Source organism: Empedobacter sp. UBA6745 (assembly GCF_002453775.1).
Taxonomy (GTDB): Bacteria; Bacteroidota; Bacteroidia; order Flavobacteriales; family Weeksellaceae; genus Empedobacter; species Empedobacter falsenii_C.
The window spans coordinates 1-19,600 of record NZ_DKHL01000043.1 but is presented as its reverse complement, the minus strand read 5'-3'; the positions used below and the strand labels follow the sequence as shown (position 1 = coordinate 19,600).

Here is a 19,600-nt window from a genome sequence, read left to right as displayed (position 1 = left end):
TCAAATTATGAATTTCGCTTTTTTGTTTTTATTTATTCAACAAGAAATCTAAAACTTCTGCTGTAAAATCTTTCGGATTTTCGGCATGTAACCAATGTCCTGCATTTGCAATTTTCTTGATTTCCGCATTTGGAAAACGCTCCTTGATAATCATTTCATCTTCTGGCATAATGTAATTTGAATTTGCGCCACCCAAAAATAAAGTTGGACCATCAAATTCGCCTTTCAACAATTCAGAACCAATCATCTCTTGATAAAATTTATCCAAAATATCTAAATTGAATCGAAAAGCATATTTACCATTCTCGGCGTGGTAAACGTTTTTCAATAAAAATTGTCGCACACCAATTTCAGGAATATATTGTTCCAAAGTCGTTTCTACATCTTTTCGAGTTTCAACTTGATCAAAATTAACAGATTTCAACGCTTTGAAAATCGCATTATGATGAGGTTGATAAGCTTTTGGTGCCATATCAGCTACAATCAAATGATCTAATCTATTTTGATGAATCATCGCAAAATCAATCACAATTCTTCCGCCAAGCGAATGTCCCAACAAATGTGCTTTTTCAATAGAATTTGCATCCATATAATTCACGATATCTTGTGCCATCGCTGCTAAAGAAGAATCTTCGCTATGAAAACTACGTCCATGATTGCGTAAATCAATCAAATGTGTTGTAAAATATTCGCCAAAATGTTTTCCTAATGTGCTCCAATTATCCAATTGTCCAAACAATCCATGAAAAACCAATAAATGTTTTTCACCAGAGCCGACAATTTTGCTATGTAAGATTTCTGCCATTTTCTACAAATTTGCTAATTCAATTTTACGTAAATACGCTTGTATCGTATTTTCTAAACCTAAATATAGAGCTTCAGAAATTAACGCGTGACCAATAGAAACTTCGGCAATTGTTGGAATTTCGCGAATAAAATATTCAATATTATCTAAACTCAAATCGTGTCCAGCATTTACAGCCAATCCATTTTCGATTGCTAATTTTGCTGTTTCTTTGTAAGGAAGAATTGCGTCAAGATTTCCTAAACCGTATTGCGTCGCAAATTCTTCTGTGTACAACTCGATTCGATCAGCACCAGTTTTCGCAGCACTTTCAATTAAAGCAGGATTTGGATCTAAGAAAATAGAAGTTCTGATTCCAGCATCTTTAAACGTTTTAATCACATCTGTTAAATAATCAAAATGTTTGATTGTATCCCAACCAGCATTTGATGTAATCGCATCTTCTGCATCAGGAACCAAGGTAACTTGTTCTGGTTTTGAGTTTAAAACCAATTCCATAAAACTATCAATCGGTTTTCCTTCAATATTAAATTCAGTTGTTACAACAGGTTTCAAATCGTAGACATCTTGGTAACGAATATGACGTTCGTCTGGACGCGGATGAATCGTAATTCCTTGTCCTCCGAATTCCTGAATTTTGATTGCCGCTTCTACAAGATTTGGCGTATTTCCACCACGCGCATTACGAATTGTAGCAATTTTATTTATATTAACACTTAATTTAGTCATGATTTTATATTATAATTTTTTTATATCAGAAAGCGAAATGCTTTGCATAATTTCTAAGTCAAATTTACGACAAGCTGTTAACAAATGATCGAAAATATCAGACTGAATTCTTTCAAACTCCAAATTGCTTGCCGAAGTTGTAAAACATCCAATTTCTATGGGCATTCCAAGCGGAGAAACAGGTAATTGTTTTACGATAATTGGATCATTTTGCGAAACTGTTTTCAAACTTTTTAAATAATGTTCAACATAAATTCTAAAAACACCAATATTGGTTAAGTTTTTACCATTAATATCTAAATCAGAATTTTCAATGTTTTGATTATAGATAGAGATTTCGTGACGTTTTTGTTGAATATAATGATGAATTAAAGTAATATTTTCGAAACGATTTAACATTTCTTCGTTACAAAACTGAAACGAATTTACATTAAACGAAACAGAACGTTTTATTTGACGTGTTCCAGTTGCCAACATCGCCATATGATTGGTTACCTGAGACGATACCAAATCTACAGTTGGAACCGTTGCAATAGATTTATCAAACTTCTCAATTTTTACTAAATTGATGTTAATTTCTTTTACTGTTCCTTCAATATCGCCTTTGGAAACGGTAATCCAATCGCCAACTTTTACAATTTTAGAATAGGAGATTTGCAAACCAGAAACAAATCCGAAAATTGCATCACGAAAAATCAATAAAACAGCTGCGGTTAAAGCTCCGAGAACGGTAATAATTGTGTTTTTATCAACCGTAAACAAAATCATTATTCCAGAAATAATCGCAAAAAACGTGATAATAAACTTCAACATTTGCCCAAAAGTTCGCACTCCAACTGTTGTATAACTATTTTCTTCGTTGTACACATCAATAATTGTATTGATAACTCGGAAAATAAGTTGCGTAAAAACGATTAATGAAATAAGTTGTGTAATGCGTTGAACAACATGAAAAATATTTCCTTCATTCTTGAACAAAATAACATTCATGCTTAATGCAAAACTGATTGGAATGAGATGAATAGCTGAAACAAAGACTTTGTTTTTGTACAAAAACTTCAACCAATCGTTTTCGGTGAAATTTTTCAGTTTTTTTAGAAGCGGAAGAATAATAGCTCTTAGCACAAAATCTAACACAAAAAGAATAGCTATCCAAGAGACAATTTCTAAGAAATTAAAAAGATTTTCAGACAAATCAATTTTGAAATATTGATTGAAAAAAAATTTTACACCATCAGAAAATTCTTCATAAAAAGATTTATCTTGCATAAGCTGTGAATTGAGTTTAAATAGATTTGTTTGTGCAAAGTTACAGTTTTAAAAATACTAAAATAATGGATAACGATAGTATACTAAATCTTATTAGTGGAATTTTATTGGTTGTTGGTTTGGTCGGAACTGTTTTGCCAGTTTTACCAGGAGCACCTTTGGCATTGGTCGGATTATTGGTTTTCAAATTCAGTGGTGATTGTAGTTACAATTGGGGAACGATAATTATTGCAGGACTTTTTGTGTTATTAGGTGCGCTTTTAGATTATTTATTACCAGCTTACATGACCAAAAAATTAGGTGGAACCAAATACGGAATTTGGGGATCTATTATCGGATTAATCATCGGATTATTTTTTCCACCAATTGGTTTTATTGTAGGTCCTTTTCTGGGAGCATTATTAGGCGAATTAATTTTTACTGCGGCTTCGCCAAAAGTTGCATTAAAATCTGCTTTCGGATCTTTTGTAGGATTTATTTTAACAACAGGTTACGACATTATTTTAACGTTAATATTTATCGGAATATTTGTATATCAATTGATGAATTAATCAGATTAAATGGTTGAAATTAGGTCAATAAAAAAAAATGACCTATATTTGCAAAGAATTTAAAGGAATAAATGGAGGAGGGCTGGTTATAGCTCTCTTTTTCGTTGTATATGGATTCAAGTAAAGTAAAACAGCTGATAGACGAAGCAATTGCGGAAAATCCGTCATTGTTTCTTATCGATTGGAAAATCACTCCAGATGATAAAATTGTAATTTTAGCAGATGGAGACGAAGGTCTTTCAGTCGAAGAAATTGTAAGAATAAGCCGACATGTAGAGCATAATCTTGATAGAGAAGAATGTGACTTTGCATTAGAGGTTTCCTCTCCTGGTGTAGGAAGTAACCTAACCATGCCACGTCAATTTGCCAAAAATGTAGGAAGAACTTTAGAAGCTACATTAAGCGACAAAGTGATGGAAGGCGAAATTGTAGAAGCCGATGAAGAAGGTGTTACAATTTTTTGGGAAGCACGCGAACCAAAACCTGTAGGAAAAGGAAAAATTACAGTAGAACACGAAGAAAAAATAAATTACGCTGACATTAAGAAAGCGATTATAAAAGTCACCTTTTAAAAAAATTAAAGTTTAATGGACAATCTTGCATTAATTGAATCTTTTGGAGATTTTAAAGACGATAAGAACATCGACCGTATTACGCTGATGGCAATCTTAGAAGAAACCCTGAAAAGTGTTTTGAAAAAGAAATATGGTACAGATGATAACTTTGATATTATTGTAAATCCTGATAAAGGAGACTTAGAGATTTGGCACAACCGTATCGTTGTAGAAGACGGTTTCTCAGAAGACGACGCAACAGATATCGAATTATCTGAAGCACGTAAAATTGAGCCAGATTTTGAAGTAGGTGAAGAAGTATCGGAAAAAATTCCGATCGAAGCATTAGGTCGTCGTGCGATTTTAACATTACGCCAAACATTGGTTTCTAAAGTAATGGAGCATGATAACTCTAATTTATACGAGAAATTTAAAGGTTTAATTGGAGAAGTAGTTTCGGGAGAAATCCACTATGTACGTCACAAACAAGTGATTATTATGGATGACGAACAAAACGAAATGATTTTACCAAAAGAAAATCAAATACCATCAGATTTTTTCAGAAAAGGAGATACATTACGTGCAGTTGTAGATGACGTAAAATTAAGAGGAGCAAAACCTCAAATTATTTTATCTAGAACATCACCAAAATTCTTAGAGAAATTATTTGAACAAGAAATTCCAGAAATTTTAGACGGATTAATTACAATCAAAAATGTAGTTCGTATCCCTGGAGATAAAGCAAAAGTTGCAGTAGAATCTTACGACGATCGTATCGATCCAGTAGGAGCTTGTGTCGGAATGAAAGGATCTCGTATCCATTCAATTGTACGCGAATTACGTAACGAGAATATCGACGTAATCAACTACACAAACAACATGAGTTTGTTTATTCAACGCGCTTTAAGCCCAGCTAAAATTTCGAATATCGAAATTAATGAAGAAGAAAACAAAGCCTTAGTTTACGTAAATGCAGACGAAGTTTCGAAAGCAATTGGTAAAGGAGGTTACAATGTTCGTTTAGCTTCTAAATTAGTTGGAATGGAAATTGATATTTTCAGAGAAGGAGCCCAAGACGAAGACGTAGAATTATCAGAATTCTCAGACGAAATCGATGCATGGGTAATCGAAGCATTTAGTGCTATCGGGTTAGATACTGCCAAAAGTATTTTAGAACAAGATGTTGATGATTTAATCAAACGTACGGATTTAGAAGAAGAGACGATCTTAGACGTTATCCGTGTGTTAAAAGAAGAGTTTGAAGATTAATTCATACTCAAGTCATAAACAATTCATACATTTGCAAACATTAAAATAAGAGATTAGCTTCATATGTCGGAAACAATAAGATTAAGTAAAGTATTAAAAGAATTAAATATATCAATAGATAGAGCTGTTGATTTTTTAGAAGGGAAGGGTACAACAGTAGAAAAAAATCCGAACTCTAAAATCGATGTGCCAACTTACGATATTTTAGTTAATGAGTTCCGATCTGATGCTAAACAAAAGCAAGCTTCCGGTGAAGTAGTCATTAACAAAATTTCAGATATCAAAGCCGCTGAGAAAAAAGAAGCAGAAGCAAAAGCTGCAACTGAAAAACCAGTAGAAAAGAAACCTGAAATCATTGAAACGACGAAAGTTGAATTGGAAGGACCAAAGACTGTTGGAAAAATAGACTTAGATGCTTTGAAACCTAAAGCCAAAGTAGAAAAAACTGCGGTAAAAGAAGAGGTGATGAAAGAAGAAATCAAGAAAGAGGAAGCTCCAAAAGCTGAACCTAAAACCGAATCAAAAGCTGAACCGAAAGGACCAAAAGTGATTAAGGTTATTGATCTTGATAAAATAAATAATACAGGTAAACCTAAAAAGCAAGATTCTCCAGCTCCTAAAAAAGAGCAAGCAGAACCTAAAAAGGCGGAAGCACCGAAGGCGGAAGTTAAAAAAGAGGTGAAGAAAGAAGAACCTAAAAAGGTGGAAGAGGTTAAAAAGCCTGAAATAAAAACGGAAGCGAAGCCTGAAGTGAAGAAAGAAGAAATTGAAGAAGTAGCAGCAGTTGAACCTCAAAAAATTGAAACTGTCTACACAAAATTAGATGGACCTAATTTTACAGGTGCAAAGATTGACTTATCTAAATTTGATAAGAAAAAAACTGACGATAAAAAAGGGAATCAAAAAGGTGCTAATAACGCTGCTGACAAGAAAAAGCGCAAACGTATCCAGAAAAACGTTAAACCAGAAGATGTAGCAAAAGCTGGAGAAAACGGAGGAAACAATAACAATCGTCAAGGTGGTAACAACAACCACGGAGGAGGAAATAATAATAACCGTCAAGGTGGTAATAACAACCACGGAGGAGGAAATAATAACAACCGTCAAGGAAGTCAAGGACAAGGAGGAAATCGCCCAGGAGGTCAAGGCGGAAATCGTCAAGGTGGACAAGGTGGTAATCGTCAAGGTGGTGGAAACTTTAGAGGTGGAAACAACCGTGGACCAAGAGTTCCTCAAGTAGAGCTTTCTGACGAAGATGTTAAAAAACAAATTAAAGACACTTTAGATAAACTTACTAATAAAGGAAAAGGATCTAAAGGGGCTAAACACAGAAGAGACAAACGTAAAGAACGTCGTGAGTTTGCTGAGCAAGAGCAAGAAGCAATGGACATGGACAAAACTTTACATGTAACAGAATTTGTAACGGTTAACGAATTAGCTTCGTTAATGGATGTTTCTGTTACAGAAGTTATCTCTGCATGTATGTCATTGGGAATCATGGTTACCATGAACCAACGTCTTGAAGCGGATACAATTCAATTAGTTGCAGATGATTTTGGATTCGAAGCAGTATTTGCTAATGCTGAAGAAGAAATCTCAACTGAAGAAGAAGAAATCGATAACGAAGAAGATTTAGTAACTCGTGCGCCAATCGTAACTGTAATGGGACACGTTGACCACGGTAAAACATCTTTATTAGATTATGTTCGTAAAGCAAACGTAATTGCTGGTGAGTCTGGAGGTATTACACAACATATTGGTGCGTACAACGTAACATTGCCAAGTGGTAAACGTGTAGCGTTCTTAGATACACCAGGTCACGAGGCCTTTACAGCGATGCGTGCTCGTGGTGCTCAGGTAACGGATATTGCAATTATTGTGATTGCGGCCGATGACCAAATCATGCCACAAACGCGTGAAGCAATTTCTCACGCTCAAGCAGCTGGAGTACCAATGGTATTCGCAATCAACAAAGTTGATAAACCAGCAGCTAATCCAGAAAAAGTAAAAGAGCAATTAGCTCAAATGAACTTATTAGTTGAAGACTGGGGTGGGACTTACCAATCTCAAGAAATCTCGGCTAAATCTGGTTTAGGAGTAGAAGATTTATTAGAAAAAGTATTATTAGAAGCTGAGGTATTAGACCTTAAAGCGAATCCAAAACGTAAAGCATCTGGTACAGTTGTAGAAGCTGCATTAGACAAAGGACGCGGATATGTTTCGACAATTATTGTACAAACAGGTACATTACACATCGGAGATTATGTATTAGCAGGATCTCACCATGGTAAAGTTCGTGCAATGTTAGATGAGCGTGGCAACAATATCAAAGTTGCTGGACCATCAACACCAGTTACAATATTAGGATTAGCAGGTGCGCCAACTGCAGGTGATAAGTTCAAAGTTTACGAAGACGAACGCGAAGCGAAACAAATTGCAACTCGTAGAGATCAATTACAACGTGAGCAAACTATTCGTACACAAAAACACATCACACTTGATGAGATTGGACGTCGTATCGCTTTAGGAGATTTCAAAGAGTTGAATATTATCTTGAAAGGGGACGTGGATGGTTCTGTAGAAGCATTAACAGACTCTTTACAAAAACTTTCAACAGAAGAAATTATTGTTAACATCTTACATAAAGGAGTTGGACAAATTACAGAATCTGACGTATTATTAGCTTCTGCTTCAGATGCGATTATTATCGGATTTAATGTTCGTCCTGGTGGATCTGCTCGTGATATTGCAGAAAAAGAAGAAGTTGAAATTAGAACTTACTCAATTATTTATGCTGCGATCGAAGAGATCAAAGAAGCGATGGAAGGAATGTTATCTCCAGAGTTGAAAGAGCAAGTAACAGGTAATATTGAGGTTCGTGAAACATTCAAAGTAACGAAAGTTGGTACTATTGCTGGATGTATGGTCTTAGACGGTAAAGTTTACAGAAACTCTAGTATTCGTATCATTCGTGACGGAGTTGTAATCCACGATGGTGAATTAGCTTCATTGAAACGTTTCAAAGATGACGTGAAAGAAGTTAGTAAAGGTTACGAATGTGGTCTTAACATCAAAAACTTCAACGATATTCAAGTAGGTGACATTATCGAAGCTTACGAAACTGTAGAGGTTAAAAAGAAATTGAAATAATCAATTCTCAACAAATATTTTAAAAGGAGCTCAATTTGAGCTCCTTTTTTTATGAAATTTTATTTAATAAAAATCAATACTCTACTTGTTATATAGAATTATATTCTGTTATTAATCTTATTTTTAGAATAGAATCTCTGTTTAACGTTAATTTAAAGTTTTCTTTTATTTTATTTAAAAACGACTTGTTTTATATTCTATAAAGTCTATAAATTTGCTAGACTTTTAAAATTGTAAATATGAACAAGAAATTATACTCACTCAAAAAAATATTTTTTCTAACTGCTCTTTTCGGCGGAACATTTTTATTCGCCCAAACTAAAGTCACAGGTACGGTTGAAGATATAAATGGACCAATCGATCAAGCAACGGTTAATGTAAAAGGAACAAATATTACGACGACAACAGATGCAGATGGTTTATATCAATTAACGTTAGAGCCTGGGAAGTATGAAATTATTGTTTCAAAAATAGGTGAGCCAACAACGACGCAAACGATTAATGTGCTTGATGAAAATGAAGTTTCTTTAGATTTCTTTTTACAATCAATCAATTCGGATACTGATCTTAGCGAAGTCGTTTTGATTGGTTCACGTGCAGTTGGACGTACACAATTAGATTCTTCAACACCAGTTGATGTGATAGATATTAAAGAGGTGACAAAAGAAGTAGGACAAGTTTCGTTGAATCAAATCTTAAATTATGTTGCGCCATCTTTTAGCTCGAATACGCAAGTTATTTCTGACGGAACAGATCATATAGATCCTGCTTCTTTGCGTGGTTTAGGACCAGATCAAGTACTGGTTTTGATTAACGGAAAGCGTCGTCATACAACATCATTGGTTAATATTAATGGTTCGTTTGGTAAAGGTTCTGTTGGTACAGATTTGAATGCGATTCCAACTTCTGCGATCAAAAGAATTGAAATTCTTCGAGATGGAGCTGCTGCCCAATATGGTTCTGATGCGATTGCAGGTGTGATTAATATTGTCTTAGAAGATTCGACAGATAAACTACGTGCGTCAATTTCGTATGGAGGAAATCTTTCGAAAAATGCAGAAGATAATTTTGATGGTGAAACTTTTCAAGCGAATGTAAATTATGGTGTAAAAGTGGGTGAAAAAGGAGGATTTGTAAATGTTGCAGGTTCTTACGACAAGCGTCAACCATTCAATCGCCAAAAAGAATTTACAGGAACAATTTTCTCAGATTATAATCGACCAGATTTATACCCAAATCCAACTGGAAAAGATATTACAGAGGAAGAATTAGCGCGTCGTGGAGAAACGCGTGCTGATTATGTTTCGCGCATTGGACAATCAAAAAATGAAGGAGGAGCGATTTTTATTAATTCACTTTTTCCAGTTTCAGATAAAACCGAAATTTATGCATTTGGAGGATTAAATTATCGTTTGGGTGAATCGGCGGCTTTTCGTCGTCAGCCTGCTCAGTTACATCAAACAGTAGCGTCAATTTATCCAAATGGATTTTTACCATTAATTCAAACTAATAATTACGATCGCTCTTTAGCAGCGGGAATTCGTAGTGAAATTAACGGTTGGAAAGTTGATTTTTCGAATACATACGGAAATAATACCATCGATTTTGGAGTCAAAAATACAGTTAACGCATCAATGAAAGAATCTTCGCCAACATCTTTTGAAGCTGGTGGATATCGTTTTACGCAGAATACAACCAACCTAGATTTTACGCGTTTTTTTGATGATGTTTTAGCTGGAATTAATGTCGCTTTTGGTGCAGAATTTCGTTATGAAAATTATCAAATAGTAGGAGGTGAAGAATCATCTTATGCGAATTATGGTAAAGTTCGTCAAATTGGTGTAGACGGAAATGGAAAGCCAATTTATGTACAAGATTTTAATGGAAATATCAATACTTTATTTGCTGCAAATGGTACTGCTTTAGCAGGCGGAGCGCAAGCTTTTCCTGGATTTTTACCAGCGAACGAAGTCAATGCAAATCGTCATTCTGTTGCGGCGTATTTAGATACTGAATTTAATTTTACGAAAGATTTCTTGGTAGCTGCTGCGTTACGTTACGAAGATTATTCAGATTTTGGATCAACATTAAATGGAAAAATTTCGACTCGATACAAATTAGGAAACTATGTGTTGAGAGCGGCTGCAAGTACAGGATTTAGAGCACCATCTTTACATCAATTATATTTTAGCGCAACTTCAAGTTTATTCTTAGATGGAGCAATTTCTAATTCAGGAACTTTTACAAACGATAGTCGTGCTGCAAAATTATTAGGAATTCCACAATTGAACGAAGAAAAATCGAAATCAGTTTCGGCTGGAGCAACGGCAAATTGGGGAAAATTCAAATTGAGTGTTGATGGATATTTCATCAGAATTGATGACCGAATCATTTACACAGGATCTTTCACAGGAAGCAATGCAGCAAATGCATCAGCTCAAGACAAAGAGATTTACGAATTATTGCAACAAGCAAATGCAACTTCGGCTCGTTTCTTCGCAAATGCAATTGATACTGAAACCAAAGGAATAGATGTTGTTTTGACGTATCAAGATCGTTTAGGCGCAGGAAAATTACGTGGAGATTTATCGGCGACTTTTAGTAAAACAAATGTTGTGGGCGACGTTCATGCTTCGGATTTATTAAAAGGAAAAGAGTCTACTTATTTTGATCGTTCGAGTCGTATTTATTTAGAATCAGCTATTCCTCGTACAAAAATCAATTTATCACTGAATTATTCATTGGATAAATGGAATGTTTACTTAAGAAATGTGTATTTCGGAGAGGTTGATGCGGCGACAAATACGGTGGCAGATTCGCAAACTTTTAGCGGAAAAGTTGTAACAGATTTGAGTTTCGGCTATGCTTTCAACAAAAATATTTCGTTAACAATCGGTGCAAATAATTTATTTGATATTTATCCTGATGAAACGAAAATTGGAGGAAATAGAGGAGCAGGATATTTTGTGTATTCACGTACTGGACAACAATTCGGAACTGGAGGACGCTTTGCTTTCGCTCGTTTATCATTAAGTTTATAATTTAAATAGTTTATATGTTTTACCAAATCTTTGTCTTAATTGATGAAGGTTTGGTATTTTTGTTTAAATCGATTTTATGAAAAAAATATCATTTATTATAGTTTCTTTCTTCGCGATTATTCAGCTGAATGCGCAAGAATCTTACAAAAATGGAGTTGTTGTAACGGCTCATCCCGAAGCTTCAAAAGTTGGAGTTGAAATTCTGAAAAAAGGTGGAAATGCGATTGACGCTTCAATTGCAGTTCAGTTTGCGTTGGCGGTTGTTTATCCAAATGCAGGAAATATTGGTGGCGGTGGATTTTTGGTTTATCGTGATGCAAAAGGAAAGACTGATGCGTTAGATTATCGTGAAAAAGCACCTTTGAAAGCGAGTGAAGATATGTATTGGGACAAAAACGGCAATGCAATTACTGATCTTAGTTTGTATGGACAATTTGCTGCAGGTGTTCCCGGAACTGTCGACGGAATGGTAAAAGCGCATGAAAAGTATGGTAAATTAAATTGGAAAGAATTAGTTCAGCCAGCTATTAATTTAGCTCAAAAAGGATTTAAAATAACAAAGCAACAAGCGAGCGAACTGACAAATAAGCATAATGATTTTGTAAAATATAATTCAAAAACGAATGCTTTAACGTCTAAATCATCTTGGAAAGAAGGTGATTTACTAATTCAAAAAGATTTAGCTAATACGTTAAAATTAATTCAGCAAAAAGGTCGAGCTGGTTTTTATGAAGGAAAAACAGCCGATTTAATTGTAAAAGAAATGAAACGTGGGAATGGAATTATTTCGCACGAAGATTTAAAAGAATATCAATCGGTTTGGAGAACGCCAGTTTCTGGAAATTATAAAGGTCTTAAAGTGATTTCGATGCCGCCGCCTTCAAGTGGAGGAATTGCGTTGGTTTCGTTATTTCAATCAATCGAAGATTATCCAATTAATAAATGGGGATTTCAGGCAGATTCTACAATTCAAGTGATGGTAGAAGCAGAGCGTCGCGTTTATGCAGATCGCGCAGAGCATTTAGGTGATCCAGATTTTATAAAAGTTCCGCAAAAACAATTATTAGATAAAAGTTATAATGTGAATCGAATGAAAGATTTTTCGTTTGATAAAGCAACATCAAGTTCAGCAATCAAAGCGGGTGAAATAATCGGTAAAGAATCGATGGAAACGACGCATTATGTGATTGTTGATAAAGATGGAAATGCGGCTTCTGTAACCACAACGTTGAATAATTCGTACGGATCTTTGGTTGTTGTAGAAGGTGCAGGTTTTTTGTTGAATGATGAAATGGATGATTTTTCTGTAAAACCAGGTACACCAAATTTGTATGGTTTGGTTGGAGGAAAAGCCAATGCGATAGAGCCTTCGAAAAGAATGTTAAGTTCGATGACGCCTTCGATTTTAGAGAAAGATGGTAAATTGTTTATGGTTGTGGGAACACCAGGTGGTTCTACAATTATTACGTCTGTTTTTCAAGCAATTTTGAATGTTGTTGATTTCGGAATGACGATGCAAGAAGCTGTTGCAGCACCAAGATTTCATCATCAATGGTTACCAGATCAAATCGATTACGAACCAAATGCAATTTCAGAAAACGTTCGTGAATCGTTAAAACAAAAAGGCTATACGTTGAAAGAGCGTAAACCTTATGGACGTGTAGAAGGAATTTTGGTCAACAAAGACGGAACATATCAAGCTGGTGCAGATCCACGCGGAGACGACAAAGCAGTGGGATATTAATCGAATGAATTATAAAATTGTAAATAATTGTTTGTTTTGTATTTTGCAGATTATCAATATTTTAAGTTTTATTTATTCGGAAAATAGATTTGAAATTCACGAATATTAGTATAGCTGTATTGTGATTTTTTTTAATATTTGTTTTCATTTGATAAAAATTACAAAACATGAGAAGAAATTTTATTCTTGAAAAATTTATTGCTTTACTCTTTATATCTTCTAGTTTATATGCGCAAAAGATGGAACTTAGAGCAATGGATATTCCTAGGTCAGGAATTCGAGGCATAGCTAACAATGGTAATGCCGTTATGATTGGATACACTTATAATTATGAAACAAATTCATTTGTTAAAATAGATAATGGTATCATCAGTTATGCGAATATGAATGAAAAGGGAGATATCGTTGGAACAAGTAAAATTAATGATTTAGTTCATCCTGTATATAAATTAGCTGGAACAACTGAATGGGTTTCAACAGGAGTTTTTCCTAATTTAGTTAAAGATGATGCAGTTACTGTATATTCTATAAGTAGTAATGGACGCTATATTGTAGGACAGATGAAATCCGTACCTTTTATCTATGATATTCAAACAAAAGAATTAAAAAATATAATTCCTAATGGATACAAATACGGAGCTGGTTATAGTGTAAATAATGAAGGGACAACTGTTGGTTGGATTGATGCTGATCTTAATGGAACTTTTAGAGAGTTAGCAGTTATAAAAAAAGATGGTCAGTTAGAAAAACTACTAACAGATTATGCTATTCCTATAAATAATCATATTTGGCATGTAGACGATAATGGTATTGCAGTGGGAGAGGTAGGTTTAAAACCATTTATGTATAATTTAAATACAAACGAATATAAAATATTTGATTTACCAGCAGGTTATAGAACAGGAACTTTTATAAGTTCTTCAAATGGAATTTTGGTAGGATATGTTCAAAATATGGTTTCTGATCGTGATGCTATTATTTATCATTCTTCTCTAGGAGATCAGCCAAAATTAATCAAGGATCTATTAATAGAGCAAGGGATAGAAGTCACAATTCCAGGAGGAAAATTAGGAACAGCAAGTGTCGTTTCTGAAAATGGGGATTTTATTGGAGGAAATGAAATTGGAAATGGAAATCTTGTTCCTGGTTGGATAGTGAAATTGAATGGTTATTTCGATACAAAGGAATGTAATATAACTGTTCCATCTGATATTGAAGTTCAATCAAAATTAGGAGAAACTTCTGTTGCGGTGAATTATGAAGTTACTTCTGATTGTCCAGATTATAAATTAGTTTTAGTGAATGGTTTAGAGTCAGGAGCTAAATTTCCTATGGGAATTACAACGGTTGCTTACAATTTAGTTGATGCTGAAGGTAAAGTAATTAATTCAGCATCATTCAAAGTCTATGTAAAAGATTCTTATTGTACACCTAGATTTACAGCGATTGTAGAACCTATTACAAAAGTAAAAATTGGTACGATTGATAATACTACAACCAATTATGTAACAGCAAATGAGAACGAATATTTTTTAGATCAATCGACAGATTTAAAACAAGGAGGTACATACGATATTACAGTAGCAGGAAATACAAATGGAATAACAGAAACTAGTGAGTTTGTTGTTTACTTTGACTTAAATCAAGATGGAATATTCAATCCAGATACTGAAGGATATTATGTTGGTGCAATTACAGGTTCTACAGGAGCAGATGGTAAAACTGTTACAAAATCAGTAACTCTTCCTGAGAATGCTAAATTAGGTAAAACGCGTATGCGTATTATGAAGACATATAGATTGGTACCAGATAACCCTTGCTCTACTACTTATGCTTATGGACAAAGTGAAGATTACTCGGTTAATTTTATAGAAAATTTAGGGATGTCTGATATAAATTCAAAAGATCTTAAAATCTATCCAAATCCAGTTAAAAATATTTTATCAATCGATTCTAAATCAATGGTAAAAAATGTAAGAATTATTAATATGGCTGGGCAAGAAGTTTACAATAAACAATTAAATAAAATGAATCCTCAGGTTAATGTTTCTCATTTACCAAAAGGAGTTTATATAATAAATATTGAGACTACTGAAGGAATTGTTACACAAAAAATCATCAAAGATTAAATAAATCTTTGACGAATTAACACTAATAATGAAAAAAGGCTATTCTAATCGAATAGCCTTTTGTTTTTTTATGATAAAACGTCTCTAATTTCTGGATTTTTATCAAACTGTGCCTTTGCGAAAGGACATAAAGGAATTACTTTGATATTATCTTTTCTCACCCAATCTACTAAGGCTAATAAAGCTTTTTTACCAACACCTTGTCCACCATATGCTTCGTCAACCTCTGTATGATCGATAATAATTTTATCATTACCAGCCCAAACGTAAGCCATTTCTCCAGCTTTTTTATCGCCATCTAAAACGACAAAAGCACCATTTTTCTTATCATCAATTTGTTTAATTTCCATGAGTTTTATTTTTTAAGTTGTTTATTAATCTTCTAAAGTACCAAATTTTCCGTTATTAAAATCCTCAAAAGCTTCGCGAATTTGCTCTTGTGTATTCATCACAAAAGGACCATAAGAAGCTATTGGCTCATTAAGAGGTTCTCCACTCAAAATTAATACCACACTATTTTCTGTTGCTTCAATTGAGAAATCTTCGCCTTCATTTGTAAACAATAATAAGTGATCAGTTGGAACAATTTCTTGGTTGTTCACTTTTACTTCTCCATCAATAACTAATAAAACGGTATTGTAATTTGCAGGAAAACTAAAATTAGCTTTTCCGCCTTCATTCAATTTTGCATTCAGCATATTAACAGGAGAAAATGTTGATGCAGCACCTTTTGTTTGGTTATATTCACCAGCAATAACTTCGATAAAACCATTTTCAACTTCTACAGTTGGAATATCTTTATGTTCAATTGCTTGATATTTTGGTGCGCTCATTTTGTCTTTTGCAGGAAGATTTACCCACAATTGAACCATTTGAAAAATTCCACCTTGTTTATAAAATTCTTCTGCATGATATTCTTTGTGTAAAACACCAGAAGCTGCTGTCATCCATTGTACATCTCCTTGATGAATTGTTCCTCCTCCTCCAGAACTATCATGATGAGAAACGCTTCCTTCATAAGCAATAGTTACAGTTTCGAAACCACGGTGTGGATGCACGCCAACACCTTTTGGTTTGTCTGTTGCTGGAAAATGAAATTTTGAATTGTAATCTAACATAATAAATGGATCCGTTCTTCTCATATCTAAATTATATCCACTTGGAATGAAGTTATGAACTCTAAAACCGTCTCCTACAAAATGTGGCTCTCTTGGCGCAATTACTGCTTCTATATTTTTTGTATTCATAATGATTTTTTTCTATGTTTTTATTTTTGTTATACAAATTTACGAAGCTAAATAGTTGATTATATTGATGTAGGTTAAGAAGTGATTTACTTGATTATGAATGATTTTAGATATAAGTAAAGTCATCCTGAACTCGTTTCAGGATCGCATTAAGTTATTAAAACTATAAAAGCATCTCAATTGAGATGCTTTTATAGTTTGAAGTTAATCATTATAATAAATCTTCATCAATGATATTTGGTAAAGTAACTTTTAATAATGGTTCTTCTTCCATTGCGCGTTTTATCGCAAAAATAGCTTCTTCGTTTCTTGCCCAAGAGCGACGAGCAATTCCATTGTTCACATCCCAATGCAACATTGATTTTAAACGTTGTTCAGCATCTGAAGAACCGTCTAGCAACATTCCGAAACCTCCATTGATTACTTCTCCCCAACCAACGCCTCCGCCGTTGTGAATAGAAACCCAAGTTGCACCACGGAAACTGTCGCCAATGACATTGTGAATCGCCATATCAGCTGTGAATTTTGAGCCATCATAAATATTAGATGTTTCACGGAAAGGAGAATCTGTTCCAGAAACATCATGATGATCACGTCCTAAAACAACTGCTCCGATTTCACCTTTCGCAATAGCATCGTTGAAAGCTTTCGCAATTTTAATTCTTCCTTCAGCATCAGCATATAAAATACGTGCTTGAGATCCAACAACCAATTTGTTTTCTTGTGCTCCTTTTATCCACGTAATATTATCTTGCATTTGTTGCTGAATTTCCTTCGGAGAATGTTGCATGATTTCTTCTAAAACTTGACAAGCAATTTCATCTGTTTTTTGTAAATCTTCTGGTTTTCCAGATGTACAAACCCAACGGAAAGGTCCAAATCCAAAATCGAAACACATTGGCCCCATAATGTCTTGCACGTACGAAGGATATTTAAAATCGATATTATTTTCTGCCATTACATCAGCACCAGCACGAGAAGCTTCTAACAAAAAGGCATTTCCATAATCGAAGAAATACGTTCCTTTTGCGGTATGTTTATTCACCGAATCTGCATGACGACGCAACGATTCTTGTACTTTCTCTTTGAATAATTCAGGATTATTTGCCATCATTTCATTGGCTTCATCAAATGATAATCCAACAGGATAATATCCGCCCGCCCAAGGATTATGCAAAGATGTTTGATCTGAACCTAAATCAATGTATAGATTTTCTTGGTCAAATTTTTCCCAAACATCCACCACATTTCCGTCATAAGCAATCGAAACAACTTCTTTATTTTCTTTGGCTTCGCGCACACGAGCAACTAATTCATCCAAATCAGTAATCACTTCGTCCACCCAACCTTGTTCATGACGTTTGTATGTCGCAGCAGGGTTTACTTCGGCAGTTACAGAAACAACACCTGCGATATTTCCCGCTTTCGGTTGAGCACCTGACATTCCACCAAGTCCTGCCGTTACAAATAATTTACCAGCCGTACCTTCATTATCGATTTTGCGACAACCATTCAAAACGGTAATCGTTGTTCCATGAACAATTCCTTGCGGACCAATGTACATATAACTTCCTGCGGTCATTTGCCCGTATTGAGAAACGCCTAGTGCATTCATCTTTTCCCAATCATCCGGTTTCGAATAATTCGGGATTACCATTCCATTTGTAACGACAACTCGCGGTGCATTTTTGTGTGAAGGAAATAATCCCATCGGATGTCCAGAATACATCACCAAGGTTTGCTCTTCTGTCATTTCAGACAAATATTTCATTGTTAATAGATATTGCGCCCAGTTTTGGAAAACAGCACCGTTTCCTCCATAAGTAATCAATTCTTCTGGATGTTGCGCAACAGCGTGATCCAAGTTATTTTGAATCATTAATTGAATGGCTTTTGCTTGTTCCGAATTTCCTGGATAATCTGTAATTGGACGAGCAAAAATTTTGTAATCAGGCATCAAACGATACATGTAGATTCGTCCGAAATCTTCTAATTCTTGTTTAAATTCTGGAATTAATTCTGCATGATCTTTTGGTTCGAAATAACGTAACGCATTTTTTAATGTTAATTTTTTTTCGTCTTCCGATAATATTTCTTTACGCTTTGGTGCGTGACTTACGTTTGGATTTCTGTCTTTTTTTTGAGGTAAAACAGAAGGAATACCTTGTTTTATTTGTTCTTGAAAAGTCATTTTTTTGTGTTTTTATGTTTTGCGTTAAACGTTATAAGTTTTACGATTTATTGTTGTTATTCTGAGCTTGTTGAGGAATCTCGTTCAAATTACATTTTTTTTCTTCAAATCTTTATCAATAAAAAATAATAGAATAAATCCGATGAAATAACATAGTAAATCGATCCACGAAAAAGATGTTCCGATAATTATTCGAGCTGCTTTGTTATGTCCTAAGCCAATCATTTCTACAAAATTGAAATATTGTAAAATTTCTACTACAAAAGAAAAAAACAATGTAAAAATTGCAATGTTAATCGTTTTTGTGTTGATAAATGCTTTGATAAAATAGTAAATGAAAATCACGACTAAAATATCACCAACAAAAGGACGAATGATTTTGTCTTTGATGTACAACGCAATAATTACTTCAATCAAAAAGATAATAATTGCTATGATGAATGATTTTTTATCGAATTTGAACATTAGATTTTTAATTAATAATTTTAAAATAATCAATAAAAAATAAAGTTAAACTTCCAATAAATAATATGAAACCAACGAGATATAATATAAAATTACTAAAGTTTGTTGGTTGAATTATTTTTAATTTGATTAAACTAAGAATAATTAAAATACTTAATATTAAACTGAAAATAATCAATAAAACTATGATTAGTAAAATATTATTTTTTTCATAAATTGAGTTTACAGAAAATAAAAGAGCAATAGATAAAAAAGTAGAAATCATTAAAAAAAGTACTGCTTTGTCTTTTTTAGAATTATCACTTTTATAACTTGTAACACTGAAAAAATCTAATATAGCTTGTAAAATATCCATTCTTTTTATTTCTAATTTTTAAAAGATTCCTCCATTCGTCGGAATGACATTTACTTGACTGTCGTTGTTGTTATTGTCACTCTGAGCATTCTAAGATAAAA

Annotated in this window: 15 protein-coding genes; 7 read left to right on the top strand and 8 right to left on the bottom strand. The window is 33.9% G+C overall.

Annotated features, from left to right (window positions below; genetic code table 11):
• Positions 1-28: 28 nt before the first annotated feature.
• Genes B4H69_RS11950 through B4H69_RS11940 form a run of 3 tightly spaced genes read right to left on the bottom strand, consistent with a single transcriptional unit; the run spans position 29 to position 2,803 of the window.
• On the bottom strand, positions 29-805 hold the full coding sequence (locus B4H69_RS11950) for an alpha/beta fold hydrolase (protein WP_280049062.1): 777 nt from the start codon (positions 803-805) through the stop codon (positions 29-31).
• A 3-nt stretch (positions 806-808) separates the two neighbouring features.
• Positions 809-1,534 (bottom strand): pyridoxine 5'-phosphate synthase, encoded by a 726-nt coding sequence (locus tag B4H69_RS11945; RefSeq protein ID WP_125350500.1) that lies wholly within the window; start codon positions 1,532-1,534, stop codon positions 809-811.
• Between the two features lie 9 nt (positions 1,535-1,543).
• A complete protein-coding gene (locus B4H69_RS11940) occupies positions 1,544-2,803 on the bottom strand; it encodes a mechanosensitive ion channel family protein (protein WP_280051226.1) in 1,260 nt (419 codons plus the stop codon).
• A 65-nt stretch (positions 2,804-2,868) separates the two neighbouring features.
• On the opposite strand from B4H69_RS11940, the gene B4H69_RS11935 reads away from it, so the two are divergent.
• The 7 genes from B4H69_RS11935 to B4H69_RS11905 all read left to right on the top strand — a co-directional run bounded on the left by B4H69_RS11935 (position 2,869) and on the right by B4H69_RS11905 (position 15,241).
• Positions 2,869-3,354, top strand: a complete 486-nt coding sequence (locus tag B4H69_RS11935) for a DUF456 domain-containing protein (protein WP_125350498.1) — start codon at positions 2,869-2,871, stop codon at positions 3,352-3,354.
• A 110-nt stretch (positions 3,355-3,464) separates the two neighbouring features.
• Complete coding sequence (gene rimP, locus B4H69_RS11930; protein WP_219033837.1) at positions 3,465-3,926, top strand: ribosome assembly cofactor RimP; 462 nt, start codon at positions 3,465-3,467, stop codon at positions 3,924-3,926.
• A 15-nt stretch (positions 3,927-3,941) separates the two neighbouring features.
• Positions 3,942-5,177, top strand: coding sequence for a transcription termination factor NusA (gene nusA / locus B4H69_RS11925; protein ID WP_038335048.1), 1,236 nt, complete (start codon positions 3,942-3,944; stop codon positions 5,175-5,177).
• Positions 5,178-5,240: 63 nt separating this feature from the next.
• The gene (gene infB / locus B4H69_RS11920; protein WP_280045792.1) at positions 5,241-8,327 is read left to right on the top strand and encodes a translation initiation factor IF-2; all 3,087 of its coding nucleotides are present in this window, start codon (positions 5,241-5,243) and stop codon (positions 8,325-8,327) included.
• Between the two features lie 239 nt (positions 8,328-8,566).
• On the top strand, positions 8,567-11,368 hold the full coding sequence (locus tag B4H69_RS11915; RefSeq protein WP_280045791.1) for a TonB-dependent receptor: 2,802 nt from the start codon (positions 8,567-8,569) through the stop codon (positions 11,366-11,368).
• 76 nt (positions 11,369-11,444) lie between these two features.
• A complete protein-coding gene (gene ggt / locus B4H69_RS11910; protein ID WP_180905281.1) occupies positions 11,445-13,112 on the top strand; it encodes a gamma-glutamyltransferase in 1,668 nt (555 codons plus the stop codon).
• Positions 13,113-13,279: 167 nt separating this feature from the next.
• Positions 13,280-15,241: a GEVED domain-containing protein gene (locus B4H69_RS11905; RefSeq protein ID WP_180905280.1), complete on the top strand. Its 1,962-nt coding sequence runs from the start codon at positions 13,280-13,282 to the stop codon at positions 15,239-15,241.
• A 68-nt stretch (positions 15,242-15,309) separates the two neighbouring features.
• On the opposite strand, the gene B4H69_RS11900 is transcribed toward B4H69_RS11905, so the two are convergent.
• From B4H69_RS11900 to B4H69_RS11880, 5 genes are all read right to left on the bottom strand, one after another.
• Positions 15,310-15,591, bottom strand: a complete 282-nt coding sequence (locus B4H69_RS11900) for a GNAT family N-acetyltransferase (protein ID WP_180905279.1) — start codon at positions 15,589-15,591, stop codon at positions 15,310-15,312.
• Between the two features lie 24 nt (positions 15,592-15,615).
• The gene (locus B4H69_RS11895; RefSeq protein ID WP_180905278.1) at positions 15,616-16,488 is read right to left on the bottom strand and encodes a pirin family protein; all 873 of its coding nucleotides are present in this window, start codon (positions 16,486-16,488) and stop codon (positions 15,616-15,618) included.
• 211 nt (positions 16,489-16,699) lie between these two features.
• Positions 16,700-18,679, bottom strand: coding sequence for a urocanate hydratase (locus tag B4H69_RS11890; RefSeq protein WP_291094122.1), 1,980 nt, complete (start codon positions 18,677-18,679; stop codon positions 16,700-16,702).
• Between the two features lie 84 nt (positions 18,680-18,763).
• Positions 18,764-19,144: a DUF2809 domain-containing protein gene (locus B4H69_RS11885; protein WP_291094120.1), complete on the bottom strand. Its 381-nt coding sequence runs from the start codon at positions 19,142-19,144 to the stop codon at positions 18,764-18,766.
• Positions 19,145-19,151: 7 nt separating this feature from the next.
• Positions 19,152-19,499, bottom strand: coding sequence for a hypothetical protein (locus B4H69_RS11880; protein ID WP_280063233.1), 348 nt, complete (start codon positions 19,497-19,499; stop codon positions 19,152-19,154).
• Between the last annotated feature and the right edge of the window lie 101 nt (positions 19,500-19,600).